The sequence below is a fragment of the Bacillus sp. TH13 genome (assembly GCF_016651175.1).
GTDB lineage: Bacteria > Bacillota > Bacilli > Bacillales > Bacillaceae_G > Bacillus_A > Bacillus_A thuringiensis_S.
The window spans coordinates 544,749-560,147 of the sequence record NZ_JAEKEJ010000025.1 but is presented as its reverse complement, the minus strand read 5'-3'; the positions used below and the strand labels follow the sequence as shown (position 1 = coordinate 560,147).

Genomic DNA, 15,399 nt, shown 5'->3' with positions numbered 1-15,399 from the left:
AATTTAAATGGGTAGTAGTGGAAGTATGGTAAAGCCGATTAGTGGTTTTTTGACAGCGCTAATTCAATATCCAGTACCAGTAGTAGAGTCACGTGCAGACATTGATAAACAAATTCAACAAATCATAAAAACAATTCATTCGACCAAATCAGGTTACCCTGGATTAGAATTGATAGTATTTCCTGAATATAGTACACAAGGGCTCAATACAAAAAAATGGACTACAGAAGAATTTTTATGTACAGTGCCTGGGCCAGAAACCGACTTATTTGCTGAGGCATGTAAAGAATCTAAAGTATATGGTGTTTTTTCGATAATGGAAAAAAATCCTGGTGGTGGAGAGCCATATAATACAGCAGTTATTATTGATCCACAAGGTGAAATGATTTTGAAGTATCGTAAGCTAAATCCTTGGGTACCAGTCGAGCCTTGGAAAGCTGGAGATTTAGGCTTACCTGTTTGTGATGGACCTGGAGGAAGTAAATTAGCTGTTTGTATTTGTCATGATGGCATGTTCCCTGAAGTAGCTCGTGAAGCGGCCTATAAAGGTGCAAATGTCTTAATTCGTATTTCTGGATATAGCACACAAGTTAGTGAACAATGGATGCTAACTAATCGTTCAAATGCATGGCAAAATTTAATGTATACATTGTCGGTAAACTTAGCGGGTTATGATGGTGTATTTTATTACTTTGGTGAGGGACAAGTATGTAATTTTGATGGGACTACTTTAGTACAGGGACATCGAAATCCTTGGGAGATTGTTACTGCTGAAGTATATCCAGAACTAGCAGATCAGGCTAGATTAGGGTGGGGATTAGAAAATAATATATATAATTTAGGCTCAAGAGGTTATGTAGCAACTCCTGGTGGGGTGAAAGAAAATCCATATACGTTTGTAAAAGATTTAGCTGAAGGTAAATATAAGGTTCCTTGGGAAGATGAGATTAAAGTAAAAGATGGATCTATTTATGGATATCCAGTAAAAAAAACGATTCATTCTTAGGGAAGGGAAATAAAACAAGCGCATCATATTGATGCGCTTGTTTTCAGAGTGTTGGGAAACCCTTTAGGGTTCCCCACACTCTGGAATCATTTTGATTTTAGCGAATAAAAACAACATAAAATAATAGAGTTTCAAAAAAATAGCCCTCCACCAGACCTTTTTTGGTCAGATGGAGGGCTATTTTTTTCATGTTTTGACAAGTTGCGGTAAGATAAGCCTGCATTTGGACAGACTTCAGCCCCCGAAATCGAGCATATCGATAGCCATGTAGTTCTTTGGCGTCCGCAAAGCTTCGCTCTATAGTTGAACAGCGTACTTTGTACAACTTTTTCCCTGTAACTGTTAGTTTGTTTTTTCTAGCGATATCCTTATATTTCTCCCATATATGATGAGTGATAACTTTTTGTTTTTGTTTCTTTGAAAAACATACCTCACGTAGCGGACAAACAGCGCAGTCTTCTGGGTTGGATTTATAGTGACGATATCCTTCACGATCCGTTGTCGCATACTCTAAAATACACCCCATCGGACAAGCAAATGCATTCATTTCTTCTACATATTTAAATTGGCTTTTTGGTACTTCTTTATTTCGTTTTCCAAATCGGCGATACCCCATCACCATAAATATATTTCTCTCCGATAATTTCTTACAGATATACCCTGTAAAATAGCCTGCATCAAGAGCTACAGCTTCCACTTTAAATCCGAATTTATCAATTTGAGCTTGTAGACGTGCTAAATATGGCTCGGAATCTGCCATATTTCCAGCCGTTACATAAGTATCTGTAATAATATTGTACTTCGCATCAGTCGTACGATGGTCTAAGAAATGAAAACCGTTCGGTTTTCCATCTCTCATTAAAAATCCACTATCTGGATCCGTAGTACTTATACGAGTTTTTTTAGTGGGAGTATCACTTTCCTTTCTAGGTTTTAATTCTTTTTTTCGTGTACCTCACGATCTTCAATTACCGCAGCTTCTAGTTCATCTATATAAAACTTTGCCTTTTCTTTTTTATATTTATGTACAAACTTATTTTTATTAGCATTGGCCTTAATGTGCGTAGAATCTGTCATCAGCGCACGTCCTCCCACCATCCGGTGCTCTGTCGCTTGCCTCACGATCTCATCAAAAATTTCTTCGAAAATATTTGTATGAATAAAGCGAGTACGACGATTCCAACTGATTGTAGAATGATCTGGAATAGTATCTGATAGAGAAAACCCTAAAAACCAACGGTAGGCGATATTCGTTTTAATCTCTTTTTCCAATTGACGCTCCGAACGAATACCGTAAAAATATCCAATAAACATCATTTTAAATAAAACGATAGGATGGATTGACGGACGTCCATTGTTTTCACAGTAATAAGGGCGTAACTTCTCTTCAATAAAATCAAAACTAATTGTCGCTTCGATCGCACGAAGGAAATGATTTTGTGGAACCAACTCTTCTACAGAAACAGATACACGTTCATCACGATGATTTTTTAAAGCACCCATCATAAAAAATCTCTCCTTTACCTCTTTTTATCAGTGTTGACACATAAAAAGAGGTTCAGACACAAAAACAGGCTGTGGAGAAGACTTTCTCCACAGCCTGAAAACAAGCGCATCATATTGATGCGCTTGTTTTTGTTAATCAATAATTTGAAATTCTTTTAACTCTTTTTCGACATTTTGTAGGAGTTGTTCGCTTTTTTGAAGTACGTTCGTTGGGAAAGTCTCATCATCACCATATTCAACGCCGTGAGGATAATAATGTTTTCCTAATAAGGGGGGGAGTAGTTTTACTTCAGCGTGTCTACTGCCGATGTCACCTTCAACAGCAACTCCTTGCACTCGTAAATAATAAATATCCTTTAATATTTCAAATTTATAATCGTATGTAACCCGTTCATAATCCCACTGTCCAGCAAGTACGAAGTGGTTGTTTTCCATGATTTCAGTTAAAAGAGTTAATTCAACGACGGCTCCATTAAATTTCGTATTTGAAAATTGCATATAATACCTCCTTTTTTAATGTTACACCATTATTTTTATAATAGTATGAATAATGAGAAAGTGCAATTCATATTGAGAGAAAAGGGATAATCCAGACTTTTTTCACGAAAATATGATATAGTGAAAAGAGTACGGTACACACAAAAAGAAAGAAAAGGATTTGTGTATATCTCAATTTTATGTTTTGTTCAGGAGGTATATCGTTTGAAGAAATTATTGCGTATCGTAATGATTACATTTTTAATTTTAGCTGTTGATTTATACGGAAAATTACTCGTTTCACAATATATATTAACCCCATCTCAATCAAAGCAAGAAAATAAAATTGTGAAAAAGAAAAAGCAAATTAAGGAAGACTCCTCAGATACTGTTTTAAATATGATTGGTGAAGACTCTGAAAATTTATTGGCGAAGTGGGGAGAACCCTCTCGAATAGAGCCGTCTGCATACGGATATGAATGGTGGGTATACAATCAGGATTTAACTCAGTATGCTCAATTTGGAGTTTCTGAACGTAAAGTTGTAACGGCGTATGCTGCTGGTGAACAAGTTAAGGTTCCACCTTATTATATAAATGAAAAATATGAAGAAGTATATAAAAAAAGTCCGCCTTCGCATGAAATTTCATTAAAAAGAGGGAAAAATAATTATCAATTTGAACTATCTGATACCGAAGTCATGGAACAACCGTTAATACCTGTAGAAGATGGATGGGCGCAATTGTATTTTGATCAATTTACACATGAGCTTGTGGGTGTTCGTTATATGGATGATGAAACATTATTACGCCAAAAACCGTATCAGCTCGTTTATTCAGGTGAATTAATAGCAGAACAACCATTGACTCCAGAAAAAATAAAACAAGTAGAAAATGGGAATATGCAACAAATTTTTGATTTAACAAATATCATTCGAAGTCGTCATAAATTATCATTATTAACATGGGATCAGGAAACAGCAGATGTTGCTGTTGGTCACAGTAAAGATATGAAAGACAATAATTATTTTTCTCATGACTCACCTACATTAGGTACGCTAGGAGATCGTTTGCAACGCGGGAAAGTAGGATTTCAACTTGCTGGTGAGAACATAGCGGCGCAACATAGTGATGGAATTGCGGCAGTGCAAGGTTGGTTAAATAGTGAGGGGCATAGAAAGAATTTATTAAATGAACAATTTACAGGATTAGGTGTTGGTGTATACGATAAATTTTATACACAAAACTTTATTCGAAAATAAAGCGAAACTGTAAGCGGTGGGGTGTTATATCACCTAATTAGTTACTTCGTATTCACTGAATTGTAGGTGGGAATCTGACCGTATGCAAATAGCAGAAAAAAAGGTGCATGAATCGTCTGAAAATAGGCGAACCATGTGCCTTTTTTTTCTTACTATATAGTAGATATACATGGAGAGGTGAGGATTATGCCAACAACAAAAGGACCGTTACATCCATCGGTTCAACAGTTTAAAGAATTTGTAAACCATCACCCTAAAATGGTTCATGAGGTTAGAAGTGGTCACAAAACATGGCAACAATTTTATGAAGAATGGTACTTACTTGGTGAAGAAGATCCAATATGGGCAACTTATAGACCGGATGGAGCGCCTGCGTTTTCTTCGGTAAAAGAAAATAAAAAAGAAAAAGATAATCGAACTGAAGAGGAAAAAACTGCTGATGTGATGGGGCAAATGCTTTCTTTTTTTAAAAAGTTGGACGTGGAACAAATGCAGAACCATTTAGCCAATGTGACGAGTGCTATTGGGAGCGTGCAACAAGTTATTCAGCAATTTCAAGGTAACCGTACGCAGCAAGAACAAAGTACTTCAGAAAATAACCCGTTTTTCTTTCAAAAGGATTAGGGGGAAAGATGATGAGAGCAGAAATTATGGAGTTTATAAAGGCTGATGAGGATTTATCTCGCTATATTAGAGAGCAACCGTACTGGTATAGAAAATTAACACGAAATCCTGAAGAAAAAGAGGCTTTTGAGTTAGCGGCGATGCAACATTTCAAAAAAACAATACCAGATAAAGTGGAAAAGTTTCAAAATCAATTGGCCGTTGCTTCGATTATGATTGATATGTTTCAGTATATGAAGCAACAAAATGCAACCTAATTGGAAGTGAAAAATATGTCCGTCATGCAGAACTTTTGTTACAATAGAGGTTGATTATTTAAAAAGGAGTTGCAGCATGACGGAAATTTGTTTAGTACGACATGGACAAACTGATTGGAATTTTCAAGAAATTATTCAAGGGCGAGAAGATATTCCGCTTAATGAAGTTGGTAAGAAGCAAGCGAGTCAAAGTGCAGCTGCTTTACAAGAAGAAACGTGGGATATCATTATAAGTAGCCCATTAATTAGAGCGCAAGAAACGGCTAGTGAAATCGCAAAGGCGGCTGGATTACAATCGATTTTATTAGATGAGCGATTTGTTGAACGGAATTTTGGAGAAGCTTCAGGGAAGCCAGTTGCGGCTGTTAGAGAGTTGATTGCTGAGGGGAAAGTAGAAGGTATGGAGCAAGATGAAGAGATTGTAGCTCGTTGCTTTGCTGCTTTAGAAGATGTTGCAACAACTCATTTTGGCAAACGTATTATTATTGTTGCTCACTCACACGCGATAAAAGCGATTTTACATGCCATTGAACCAGATGAAATTACATTTAAGACACCATTAAAAAATGCGTGTATTAGTTATGTGAAACAAAATAGTGGGAAATGGGATGTTCTTAAATATAATATAGCGGAACATATTAATGTATAAGTGTGTACGGATATAGTGTGAAAATAGTTTCATTATATCTTTCTTTTGAGTAAGTCACTTCAATTAGTAGTTCTAATCTAAATGTGGTATGATGGATACTCGGAGGTGTCTCTCATGATTGTAGCGACGCTAGAAAGCGTATTAATATTAGATAAGGCAGAGCAGCTTGCAAAAGCGATTATCTGTTCAGATATAGCAGAAGATTATCGTAAGTATTATAGAGAATTACATGAAGATATGGAACTTCAGACGTTAATTCAGCAATTTACAGCGATGAAAGAACGGTATGAGGAAGTACAGCGTTTTGGAAAATACCATCCTGACTATACTACCGTGTCGATGAAAATGAGAGAATTAAAGCGTTCTGTGGACTTACATGATAAGGTTGCAGCTTTTAAAAGAGCAGAAACTGCTTTGCAGAAGTTATTAGACGAAGTTAGTGTAGCAATCGGTTCGGAAGTGTCTTCTTCCATTAAAGTGCCAACAGGAAATCCATTCTTTGATGCTGGTGGTTGTGGTGGAGGTTGTGGTACTGGCGGAGGTTGTGGTTGTAAAAAAACGGGGTGATGTACCCCGTTTTTTAGAAGTTGGAAGAAAACGTATACAGAGTTTGTCCTGTAATGTTATAAATTTCTGATTGGTTTTCATAGAATATAAAATATATGTTTTTAAAAGGAGAAGATGGAGAAGATTATGTTCGGGCAACGACAAAGTATGATTGTTTATTTACATTCATTGAAACATGCCAAGATTTTAAGGAAATATGGTAACATACATTACATATCAAAACGATTAAAATATGCTGTAGTATATTGTGATATGGAACAAATTGAGCATATGATGCATAAGTTGAACAAACTTCCTTTTGTGAAAAAGATAGAACAGTCGTATCGCCCGTATTTAAAAACGGAATTTGAAAATTCCCGTCCTGATCGAGCAAAAGAATACGATTATAGCTAATAGAAAAAATCCCCTGCTAAATTTAGCGGGGGATTTTTCACTTGAAATATAGTGTTATTTCATCGGAGGAATGAAATTATTCATTCGTAAAATACCAATTAAATGATTAAAAAATAGTTCTTTTTCTGGGAAAGTTGTAGATGGTTTTACAGTAAAGGTAGCCACTTTTTTCTCAAGTTGTTCTGCCGTTTCTTCAAATAAAACGACACGTTTACTTTTTTTATTTTCAAATACAGGAATGCCTTCACGACATATGTATAATGGCTGGAAATCACCAGTAGTAGTTGGTTTTAATATTACAACAAGCGAACACACTTTTTTATCGTTTTTTATCGTTTCAAATTGTAACATATGTGCTATACGTTCTTGATTTGTTTTGGCAATTTCAAGTAATTCATATAAATCAGAGTAGCCTTCTCCAAGTTCTATAAAGCGCTGAATCATATTTTTTCCTCCTCTTTCTTTTACTGTACCATTTCACTTTTTAAATGAAAAGCACACAAAGAAAAAAACCCTGCATAGCAGGGCCCTTCTTATACTAGCATGTGCTAGTAAGAAGGCAAAGGGAGAGGAGAAACCGGAGGAAGAACTTATGGGGAAACGTAAGTCTTCTCCGCGGTTGGCAACAACATCGAAGGTGATGTTGTTATAATTATTTATGTCCAATCTAAATGAAGATATACATAATGAAATTAAATTTTATGTTGGGCTTTTTATTTTTCTTTTTTTTATTTTGTGATAGGATAAAAAAGATAAAGTGGAACTAATATACATATTGGATTCACTTTAGTGAATGATGAGATGAATACATAAAAATAACGAGTGGTTATTTGATGCTGAGTTTTCTAATATTTAGGTGAATGTAATTTGTTAACGGTTACCGAAGTAGAAATGGCTTTCAATAATCGCTCGATAGATTGAAATAAAGGTAGTGACAACAGATGAGAGTAGTTTCAGGAAAATGTAAAGGACACCCACTTAAAGCGGTTCCTGGTAATACAACACGTCCAACGACAGATAAAGTAAAAGAATCTATTTTTAATATGATAGGCCCTTATTTTGATGGTGGTATCGCCCTTGATTTATTTGGCGGTAGTGGTGGTCTTGGAATTGAGGCTTTGAGTAGAGGGATCGATAAAGCAATTTTTGTTGATAGGGATAGTAAAGCGATAAAAGTGATTCATCAAAATTTAGAAAGCTGTAGAATACAGGAACAAGCTGAAGTATATCGAAATGATGCGGAACGTGCAGTAAAGGCGCTAATAAAACGTGAAATGTCATTCGATCTTATATTAATAGATCCTCCATATAAAGAGCAAAAAATTGTATCTTTAATTAGTGTAATGGATCAACATGGATTACTACATAGTGATGGATTAATTATGGCAGAGCATGGTAATGATGTGGTTTTACCGAATTCAATAGGCAGGCTTGTGAAAGTACGAGCTGAGAATTATGGGATTACTGCAATATCGATTTATAAGTATGAAGGTGAGGGGACAGAATGACAAGTATAGCTATTTCTTCAGGAAGTTTTGATCCAATTACCCTTGGGCATCTGGATATTATTAAAAGGGGAGCAAAAGTATTTGATGAGGTGTACGTAGTCGTTTTAAACAATTCATCAAAAAAACCATTCTTTTCAGTTGAAGAGCGATTAGAACTAATTCGAGAAGCGACAAAGGATATCCCGAATGTAAAAGTAGATTCGCATAGTGGGCTGTTAGTAGAGTATGCAAAAATGCGTAATGCAAATGCAATATTACGTGGTTTACGAGCAGTTTCTGATTTTGAATATGAGATGCAAATTACTTCTATGAATCGAAAATTAGATGAAAATATTGAAACATTTTTTATTATGACAAACAACCAATATTCATTTTTAAGCTCGAGTATTGTGAAAGAAGTTGCGAGGTATGGAGGAAGTGTAGTAGATCTTGTACCTCCTATTGTGGAGCGTGCTTTAAAAGAAAAGTTTCAAACCCCGTTAAAGTGAACGGGGTTTTTCTTTATACGTGCGCAAAAATAATAAAATAATATATAAGTATAGACAAAATAATGTAAAAATTGGTCCGTAATGTATAAAAGATGTCCAAATTTCATGTAGTATAGAAGGATGCTTGGATAAAAATACAGGAATATCTTTTGGTATAGGTGAGAAAGAACTCACTTTCTCATAAAATGGTGTCCAAAATACAAATGTAAAAATAGGGGCAAGAATACTTTGAATAATTCGTGCGAAAAAATAGGGTTTAAATCGGATATCTGTTTCAGCTAATATGCTAGCAACTTGTGCCTGAATAGAAAGACCGCTAAATGCTAAAATGAAGCTTGTTACCATAGCTTGTTGTAAGAGCGGTGTTTCATTTATTTGACTAATCATTTGGCTTCCGAGTGTCATTTCGAAAATACCTGATAATATAGGTATACTAAAATCTGTACTTAGTTGGAAGAATGATAAAATATGTTGCATAATAAAAGAAAGAGCTGCTGTAATGTGGAATACAGTAATCATTTTATTTAACACAGAGAATAAAATAATAAATCCGCCAATCATAAGTAATGTTTGAATAGAAGAAACGATAGCATCCCCAAGTAATTTACCGATTGGCCTTTTTTCTTGTAAGCGTGTCTCGTGAAGAATTAAAAAAGGATTTTGAAAGCGGCGTTTTTTTGTAGTGTGTGTGTTATTTTTGTAAGCGGTATTATGTCCGTAAAAACGCATAATTAATCCGACGGCAAAGTTACTGAAATAATGGGCAGCCGCTAATATAATTCCTAATTTCGGATTATTAAAAAAACCGATAGACACAGCACCGAAAATAAAAAGTGGATTAGAAGAATTTGTGAAAGAAACGAGGCGCTCCGCTTCAATCTGAGTTAAAAGATTGCTTTTTCGTAGTCTAGCGCTTAATTTGGCGCCTGCAGGGAAACCAGAAGCCATTCCCATGGCCCAAACAAATCCACCTATCCCTGGAACGCGAAAAAGTGGGCGCATGAGTGGTTCTAATATAACGCCAATAAATTTTACAACACCGATACTAATTAGAAGTTCCGCAATGATGAAAAACGGTAGTAGTGAAGGGAATACAACTTCCCACCATATATTTAACCCGCGAATAGAAGCTTGCAAAGCGGCTTGGGGGTGGAGTACAAGAGAAAAGGTTAAAAATAGCGTTGATATGGTAAGGAAAGCGGTTTTCCATTTTTCATACATGTAAGTAAATCCCCCTTTGTCCCAAAAAACGTTCATTTCAGTATACGTGGATACGTAGTGAATTTAGACCATAAGTATGAAAAAGGAATGAAAAAAATTAAAGGGTGAGAAAAATGAAAGAACCAAAGATTGGTTTAGCACTTGGGTCTGGAGGAGCGAAAGGGTTTGCTCATATTGGTGTAATAAAGGTTTTAAGGGAAGCGGGTATCCCTATTCATATGATTGCAGGAAGTAGTATGGGGGCGCTAATAGGTACGTTTTATGCGGCAAGTAGTAACGTTGAAAGATTGTATAAATTGGCATCTGTTTTTAAGCGGAAGTATTATTTAGATTTCACGGTACCAAAAATGGGATTTATTGCTGGAAAACGTGTCAAAGATATGATTAAAATGTTTACATATAATAAAAATTTAGAAGAGTTAGATATCCCGACGGCTGTTGTGGCTACTGACATACTGAAGGGGGAAAAAGTGGTTTTTACAAGTGGGCCAGTTGCAGATGCGGTGAGGGCTAGCATATCTGTTCCTGGAGTGTTTGTACCAGAAAAAATAGATGGACGATTATTAGTGGATGGTGGAGTTATTGATCGCATCCCAGTATCGGTTGTGAAAGAGTTAGGGGCCGATATTGTTATCGCTGTTGATGTATCTCCAATTAAGGTGAATGGAGATGTTACGTCCATTTATGACGTAATCATGCAAAGTATTGAAATTATGCAGCATGAGCTTGTAATGAATCGGCAAATTGCATCGGATTTAATGATGCGACCAGCTGTAGAGCAATTTAGTTCACGTGCTTTTACGAACATTGAAGACATTATTCGAGTTGGAGAAGTAGAAGCGGAAAAACATGTTTCAAATATTTATTTATTAATTGAGCAGTGGAAGGAGAAACATAATGTTTAAGCGTTTTCGGTTTATATATGCAATCTTAATAGGGGTTATATTGGCGATGTTACTTGTTTACGTACGTTTACCGTATTATGTAACAAAACCAGGAATGGCTGCCAAATTAGAGCCTTACGTTCAAGTTGAGGGTGGAACGAAAGAATCTGGTGATTTTATGCTTGTTACGGTTTCAATGGGGCCAGCAAATGTGGTGAATTTAATAGCGGCACAGTTTAATAAATATACACATATTTCGAAAGCGGAAGAAATATTGCAAAAAGGTGAGAGTGATGAAGAATATCAATTTCGCCAAAATTATGCGATGAAAGATTCACAAAATGCAGCAATTTATAATGCATATAAACGTGCAAATCGCTCTGTTTCTTTTGAAAATAAAGGTGTATTAGTTGCTGGTGTGGCAAAAGGAATGCCGTCAGAAGGAAAGCTTAAGCTTGGTGATGTTATTATAGCTGTTGACGGAAAAACATTTGAAAAGACGGAGCAATTTATTGAATATATGACTGGGAAAAAAGAAAGCGATGCTGTAAGTATTGAGTACATGAGAAATGGAAAACAATTGAAAGAAAATTTAAATGTAAAGACGATTCCTAATGGAAATGGACGTGTCGGTATAGGTGTTTCTATCGTTACGGAAAGAGAATTAGTGGTCGATCCGAAAGTGAAAATTAATTCTCATGAAATTGGTGGACCATCCGCAGGTTTAATGTTCACATTAGAAATATATAATCAACTTGTGGAAGAAGACTTAACAAAAGGACATGAAATAGCTGGAACAGGTACAATTAATGAAAAAGGAGAAGTGGGCCCAATTGGTGGTATAAATCAAAAAGTGGTGGCTGCTAGCGATGCCGGGGCTGAAGTGTTCTTTGCGCCAAATGAAAAAGGTGCGGAGAAATCGAACTATAAAGATGCACTTGAGACTGCAAAGGATATTAAAACAAAAATGAAAATTATACCAGTGGATACGCTGGATGATGCGTTAACATATTTAGAAAAGATGGATAAGGAAAAAACTTCTCTGAAATTGAAGTGAACCCGAATAGTGGTACATGAAAAAACACCTCCTGAATTCGCATACTAAGTATGCAAATTCATTGGAGGTGTTTTTCGTTTGAAGACAAGAGTTCATTACCCAGAAGAAACAAAGTGGAAAGTCATTGAAATGAAGAAAGACGGTTATTCAAATCGTGCAATTATGGAGAAACTCGGAATTAAAAATGTTTCCCAAATTAAGACATGGATGAAATGGTATCGTACAGATCAAACGTATCGTTTTCAACAACCTGTAGGAAAACAATATTCTTATGGAAAAGGACCAAAAGAGCTCAGTGAATTAGAACAGCTACGTTTAGAAAATAAACATCTAAAAACAAAATTACTTGTATGGGGAAAGTATCTGGAAATCGAAAGGGGCTGAAACCAGAAACTGTAGTTACTTTATGGAGAAATGTACAAACAAAAATAACGGTAAAAGACTTGTGTAACGTATTAGAATTACCCCGTTCTACATTTTATCGTTGGTTACAACGAACGGAAGATCTGAAAGATGATATAGAAGAAAGAGTAAAGGACGTCTGTCTTAGGCATAAATTCCGGTATGGATATCGAAGAGTGACCGCTACTCTTCGAAAAATGGGACTGTGTGTCAATCATAAAAAAGTATTACGAATCATGAGACAAAATCATATTCTTTCAAAAGTGCGTCGGAAGAAAAAGAAATATATCAATGGTGCGGAACCAATGGTAGCCCCTCATCGATTGGAGCGCCAATTCGATGCATCCAAACCAAATGAAAAGTGGTTTACGGATGTGACGTATCTCTTATTTGGAGAGCGTACCTTGTATTTATCAACGATCATGGATGCCTTTAATCGTGAAATTATTAGTTGTGTCATCAGCGAATCACAAACACTGACATTAGCGATGAAAACATTGAAACAAGCAATGAGAGGGCGAAAAGTAAAAGATGTCCTTCTTCACTCGGATCAAGGAAGTATTTATACAGCAAAAGAATTTCAAGCGTATGCCAAAGAAAACGGCATGATCACCAGCATGTCCCGGAGAGGAAATTGCCATGATAATGCCGTCATGGAAAGCTTCTTTGGTCATTTAAAAAGTGAAGCTTTCTATTCACAAAAGATAACAAAAGTATCCAACACAACTGTGCGAAAGATTGTGCTAGAATACATTCATTACTACAATTGTGTGCGAATTCAAGAAAAATTAAACCACCTATCCCCTAAAGAATTTAGGGAACAAGTGGTTTAGGTGTTTTGATTGGTGTCCCGTTTTCGGGGTTCACTTCAAATAGAGAGGTTTTTTTTATAGGAATTTTGTAGTTGTTTCATCATAGCGAATAGGATGGTGTGTTATATCCTGTTTTAATAGTTGCGTGCGTAACGGTTCGTGCATGATGGAGAAATATACAGAGTTTGCTTTTTTCTCTATATCTAAAGCGGCATGGTCAAATGTTTTTGTATGAGTAAGGATTGGAAGTTCGATTTTTTTCTTGTTTTTTGAAAGATAAGTTTGTCCTTTTTGTGACATGCCTAACAGGCGGATATATGGTGCGTGTTGTTCTATATTTGCGCTACGTATTTCTTCTTTTGTTGTGTTTGTTAAAATGTGTGTACAAGCTCTTTGTAATCTAGTCCATGTATAACGTTTTGTTTTTAATGCTTCCATGAATGAATAGAAGGAGGAACTGTTTTGTATTTTTGATAAAATACGATGCTCTAAACCTTCTTCTATTTCATATATATGTCGTAAGTCCCCTGGAGACATCGTCATGAGTTTATATTTAAAAAATGAAAAGTATTGTTCCCAATTATGTAATATCCCGTAGTTTTGTTTGTAATTTGCTAAAAGCGAAGTGGTTGCCTGTGGGAGAAAAGGTTCGATTGTTGTAAATGATCCTTCTTCGCTAAAGAGTTGTTTTCGGATGCTTGTCGCGCTTGCAATATATTGGTCATTAAATGTTTCATCATGATAATGAGAGGCAAATCTTTGTATAGTCTGAGCTTGTATAGAACTATTTTGTGACAGAATTGCTTTCATATATTGGAAGCCTAAAATATTATTTGGTTGTGACATATCTATGTTGTTTTCGGATGTTAAAATGTGTGAGAAAGCATCTGATGTTGCTTTTGCATAACTATTACCAGCGTCCATGAATTGTTTTACAAGGCAGTTAAAAGTCTCTTCTTCGTTTTTTTGTACGGAGATGGTATTATAAAAATTTTTGATTTGTCCATCCTCACTACCGAAACAAATTTCAGAAACACGTAGGGCATTTAAAATGGAAATAGCACCATGTGCGAAGGTTTCAGCCTTCTGTGTTGCAAAAACGTATGGAAGCTCTACAACAAGGTCTACGCCGTTTGCTAAGGCCATTTTAGTGCGATACCATTTGGAAATGAGTGCGGGCTCACCACGCTGTAAAAAAGGACCACTCATAACGGCAATTATTATATCGGATTGTGTTAACTTTTTTGTCTGTTGCACATGATAAAGATGACCGTTATGAAAAGGGTTATATTCAACAACAATACCACCAGCTTTTATGGTAATCTCTCCTTTCGATGTAGCATCTTTTTGAAAAACGTGATACTCTATATATTATTTACTATGATGACTTCATTATAGTGTAAAGAAAAAACATTGACAAATATAAAATGGCTAGCTATAATTTTGTTTGTTGCCTTGAGGTGATATGATATGAAATGGTCCATCCATCAATTGAATAAATTGAGAAATAAAGGATTGACATTGGATGAGATGGTAGATGTAAGTGAGCTAAAAGAGGTCGAGAAAGATATTCGTGAAATTAATCCTGTGCATGTAATGGGAAGAGTTGATTTTGGCTCCGGTAAGTTTACGTTTCATCTACATATAACTGGAAGCATGGTTTTACCATGTTCTCGCTCTTTAGTAGATGTGACATTACCATTTGACATTAAAACAACTGAGGTGTTCCAAACTTCACAAGAAGAATTTGAAACTGAAGCTGAAATTCATTCTTTAGAAGGAGAAGTACTTGACTTACTGCCCGTAATCAAGGAAAATATACTTTTGGAGATTCCAATGCAAATTTTCAGTGATGATGTTTCTGGTGGAGCACCGACGCAAGGTCAAGACTGGCAAGTGATTTCGGAAGAAGACAAAGAAAAGACTGTTGATCCAAGATTGGCAGGACTTGCAAAGTTTTTTGACAAATAATCGGAAGACTGGTTCAGGCCTTCATATGAAAATAACTATTTCTTTTAAGGAGGTGGGAAGAATGGCTGTACCTTTTAGAAGAACTTCTAAAACAGTAAAAAGAAAGCGTCGTACGCATTTCAAATTATCAGTACCTGGTATGGTAGAGTGCCCAAGCTGTGGTGAAGCGAAATTAGCTCACCGTGTATGTAAAGCATGCGGTACTTACAAAGGTAAAGAAGTAATCAGCAAGTAATTGCGGGAAAATAAACGCAGAAGATATCTTCTGCGTTTATTTTTTTTGTCTTAATCTTTAGTTGTTGTATTCTATCTTTTCT

General features: G+C 35.8%; 19 protein-coding genes. 14 read left to right on the top strand and 5 right to left on the bottom strand.

Features of this window, described 5'->3' with window-relative positions; all coding sequences use genetic code 11:
* Window positions 1-7 precede the first annotated feature (7 nt).
* On the top strand, window positions 8-1,006 hold the full coding sequence (locus JFU02_RS11005; RefSeq protein ID WP_000535808.1) for a formamidase: 999 nt from the start codon (window positions 8-10) through the stop codon (window positions 1,004-1,006).
* Window positions 1,007-1,103: 97 nt separating this feature from the next.
* Here the strand turns inward: JFU02_RS11005 and JFU02_RS11000 are convergent.
* Both JFU02_RS11000 and JFU02_RS10995 read right to left on the bottom strand, forming a co-directional pair.
* Window positions 1,104-2,512, bottom strand: a protein-coding gene (locus tag JFU02_RS11000; RefSeq protein ID WP_201071021.1) for an IS1182 family transposase whose coding sequence is annotated in 2 segments (ribosomal slippage) — window positions 1,104-1,954 and window positions 1,954-2,512 — 1,410 coding nt in all. Because the reading frame shifts where the segments join, the coding sequence is not laid out codon by codon here.
* 132 nt (window positions 2,513-2,644) lie between these two features.
* A complete protein-coding gene (locus JFU02_RS10995) occupies window positions 2,645-3,010 on the bottom strand; it encodes a YugN family protein (RefSeq protein WP_098867536.1) in 366 nt (121 codons plus the stop codon).
* A gap of 204 nt (window positions 3,011-3,214) precedes the next feature.
* On the opposite strand from JFU02_RS10995, the gene JFU02_RS10990 reads away from it, so the two are divergent.
* The 6 genes from JFU02_RS10990 to JFU02_RS10965 all read left to right on the top strand — a co-directional run bounded on the left by JFU02_RS10990 (window position 3,215) and on the right by JFU02_RS10965 (window position 6,739).
* Entirely contained in the window at window positions 3,215-4,249 is a 1,035-nt protein-coding gene (locus JFU02_RS10990; RefSeq protein WP_000735373.1) for a CAP domain-containing protein, read from the top strand.
* Between the two features lie 186 nt (window positions 4,250-4,435).
* A complete protein-coding gene (locus JFU02_RS10985; RefSeq protein ID WP_001143346.1) occupies window positions 4,436-4,873 on the top strand; it encodes a YlbD family protein in 438 nt (145 codons plus the stop codon).
* Between the two features lie 11 nt (window positions 4,874-4,884).
* Entirely contained in the window at window positions 4,885-5,130 is a 246-nt protein-coding gene (locus JFU02_RS10980; RefSeq protein WP_001200990.1) for a YlbE-like family protein, read from the top strand.
* Window positions 5,131-5,206: 76 nt separating this feature from the next.
* Complete coding sequence (locus JFU02_RS10975) at window positions 5,207-5,779, top strand: histidine phosphatase family protein (RefSeq protein WP_000134948.1); 573 nt, start codon at window positions 5,207-5,209, stop codon at window positions 5,777-5,779.
* Window positions 5,780-5,893: 114 nt separating this feature from the next.
* Window positions 5,894-6,346, top strand: coding sequence for a YlbF/YmcA family competence regulator (locus tag JFU02_RS10970; protein WP_000634366.1), 453 nt, complete (start codon window positions 5,894-5,896; stop codon window positions 6,344-6,346).
* A gap of 126 nt (window positions 6,347-6,472) precedes the next feature.
* A complete protein-coding gene (locus JFU02_RS10965) occupies window positions 6,473-6,739 on the top strand; it encodes a YlbG family protein (RefSeq protein ID WP_002082261.1) in 267 nt (88 codons plus the stop codon).
* Between the two features lie 54 nt (window positions 6,740-6,793).
* On the opposite strand, the gene JFU02_RS10960 is transcribed toward JFU02_RS10965, so the two are convergent.
* Window positions 6,794-7,183 (bottom strand): DUF7147 family protein, encoded by a 390-nt coding sequence (locus JFU02_RS10960; protein ID WP_201071019.1) that lies wholly within the window; start codon window positions 7,181-7,183, stop codon window positions 6,794-6,796.
* 497 nt (window positions 7,184-7,680) lie between these two features.
* Between JFU02_RS10960 and rsmD the strand changes: the two genes are divergently transcribed.
* Together rsmD and coaD are read left to right on the top strand one after the other, a co-directional pair.
* A complete protein-coding gene (gene rsmD, locus JFU02_RS10955; RefSeq protein WP_001266977.1) occupies window positions 7,681-8,247 on the top strand; it encodes a 16S rRNA (guanine(966)-N(2))-methyltransferase RsmD in 567 nt (188 codons plus the stop codon).
* Complete coding sequence (gene coaD / locus JFU02_RS10950) at window positions 8,244-8,735, top strand: pantetheine-phosphate adenylyltransferase (protein WP_000200601.1); 492 nt, start codon at window positions 8,244-8,246, stop codon at window positions 8,733-8,735. The genes rsmD and coaD overlap by 4 nt, the downstream gene beginning before the upstream one ends.
* Here coaD and ylbJ read toward each other — a convergent pair.
* Window positions 8,727-9,956: a sporulation integral membrane protein YlbJ gene (gene ylbJ / locus JFU02_RS10945; protein ID WP_000273087.1), complete on the bottom strand. Its 1,230-nt coding sequence runs from the start codon at window positions 9,954-9,956 to the stop codon at window positions 8,727-8,729. The genes coaD and ylbJ overlap by 9 nt on opposite strands.
* Before the next feature lie 113 nt (window positions 9,957-10,069).
* Here ylbJ and JFU02_RS10940 point away from each other — a divergent pair, with 113 nt between their 5' ends.
* From JFU02_RS10940 to JFU02_RS10930, 3 genes are all read left to right on the top strand, one after another.
* Complete coding sequence (locus JFU02_RS10940; RefSeq protein WP_000662590.1) at window positions 10,070-10,861, top strand: patatin-like phospholipase family protein; 792 nt, start codon at window positions 10,070-10,072, stop codon at window positions 10,859-10,861.
* Window positions 10,854-11,897: a SepM family pheromone-processing serine protease gene (locus JFU02_RS10935; RefSeq protein ID WP_098673338.1), complete on the top strand. Its 1,044-nt coding sequence runs from the start codon at window positions 10,854-10,856 to the stop codon at window positions 11,895-11,897. Before JFU02_RS10940 ends, JFU02_RS10935 begins: the two co-directional genes overlap by 8 nt.
* A 78-nt stretch (window positions 11,898-11,975) precedes the next feature.
* Window positions 11,976-13,132, top strand: a protein-coding gene (locus JFU02_RS10930; RefSeq protein WP_097821174.1) for an IS3-like element ISBt2 family transposase whose coding sequence is annotated in 2 segments (ribosomal slippage) — window positions 11,976-12,228 and window positions 12,228-13,132 — 1,158 coding nt in all. Because the reading frame shifts where the segments join, the coding sequence is not laid out codon by codon here.
* A 54-nt stretch (window positions 13,133-13,186) separates the two neighbouring features.
* Here JFU02_RS10930 and JFU02_RS10925 read toward each other — a convergent pair.
* Entirely contained in the window at window positions 13,187-14,368 is a 1,182-nt protein-coding gene (locus JFU02_RS10925) for a nucleotidyltransferase (protein ID WP_240528954.1), read from the bottom strand.
* Between the two features lie 213 nt (window positions 14,369-14,581).
* Between JFU02_RS10925 and JFU02_RS10920 the strand changes: the two genes are divergently transcribed.
* Together JFU02_RS10920 and rpmF are read left to right on the top strand one after the other, a co-directional pair.
* The gene (locus JFU02_RS10920; RefSeq protein WP_000872137.1) at window positions 14,582-15,082 is read left to right on the top strand and encodes a YceD family protein; all 501 of its coding nucleotides are present in this window, start codon (window positions 14,582-14,584) and stop codon (window positions 15,080-15,082) included.
* A gap of 61 nt (window positions 15,083-15,143) precedes the next feature.
* Window positions 15,144-15,317, top strand: a complete 174-nt coding sequence (gene rpmF / locus JFU02_RS10915) for a 50S ribosomal protein L32 (RefSeq protein WP_001984764.1) — start codon at window positions 15,144-15,146, stop codon at window positions 15,315-15,317.
* Window positions 15,318-15,399: the final 82 nt, after the last annotated feature.

Coding starts and splice junctions, on each gene's coding strand:
- JFU02_RS11005 (WP_000535808.1), top strand. CDS start 8: ATGGGTAGTAGTGGAAGTATGGTAAAGCCGATTAGTGGTTTTTTGACA.
- JFU02_RS10995 (WP_098867536.1), bottom strand. CDS start 3,010: ATGCAATTTTCAAATACGAAATTTAATGGAGCCGTCGTTGAATTAACT.
- JFU02_RS10985 (WP_001143346.1), top strand. CDS start 4,436: ATGCCAACAACAAAAGGACCGTTACATCCATCGGTTCAACAGTTTAAA.
- JFU02_RS10980 (WP_001200990.1), top strand. CDS start 4,885: ATGAGAGCAGAAATTATGGAGTTTATAAAGGCTGATGAGGATTTATCT.
- JFU02_RS10975 (WP_000134948.1), top strand. CDS start 5,207: ATGACGGAAATTTGTTTAGTACGACATGGACAAACTGATTGGAATTTT.
- JFU02_RS10970 (WP_000634366.1), top strand. CDS start 5,894: ATGATTGTAGCGACGCTAGAAAGCGTATTAATATTAGATAAGGCAGAG.
- JFU02_RS10965 (WP_002082261.1), top strand. CDS start 6,473: ATGTTCGGGCAACGACAAAGTATGATTGTTTATTTACATTCATTGAAA.
- JFU02_RS10960 (WP_201071019.1), bottom strand. CDS start 7,183: ATGATTCAGCGCTTTATAGAACTTGGAGAAGGCTACTCTGATTTATAT.
- rsmD (WP_001266977.1), top strand. CDS start 7,681: ATGAGAGTAGTTTCAGGAAAATGTAAAGGACACCCACTTAAAGCGGTT.
- coaD (WP_000200601.1), top strand. CDS start 8,244: ATGACAAGTATAGCTATTTCTTCAGGAAGTTTTGATCCAATTACCCTT.
- ylbJ (WP_000273087.1), bottom strand. CDS start 9,956: ATGTATGAAAAATGGAAAACCGCTTTCCTTACCATATCAACGCTATTT.
- JFU02_RS10940 (WP_000662590.1), top strand. CDS start 10,070: ATGAAAGAACCAAAGATTGGTTTAGCACTTGGGTCTGGAGGAGCGAAA.
- JFU02_RS10935 (WP_098673338.1), top strand. CDS start 10,854: ATGTTTAAGCGTTTTCGGTTTATATATGCAATCTTAATAGGGGTTATA.
- JFU02_RS10920 (WP_000872137.1), top strand. CDS start 14,582: ATGAAATGGTCCATCCATCAATTGAATAAATTGAGAAATAAAGGATTG.
- rpmF (WP_001984764.1), top strand. CDS start 15,144: ATGGCTGTACCTTTTAGAAGAACTTCTAAAACAGTAAAAAGAAAGCGT.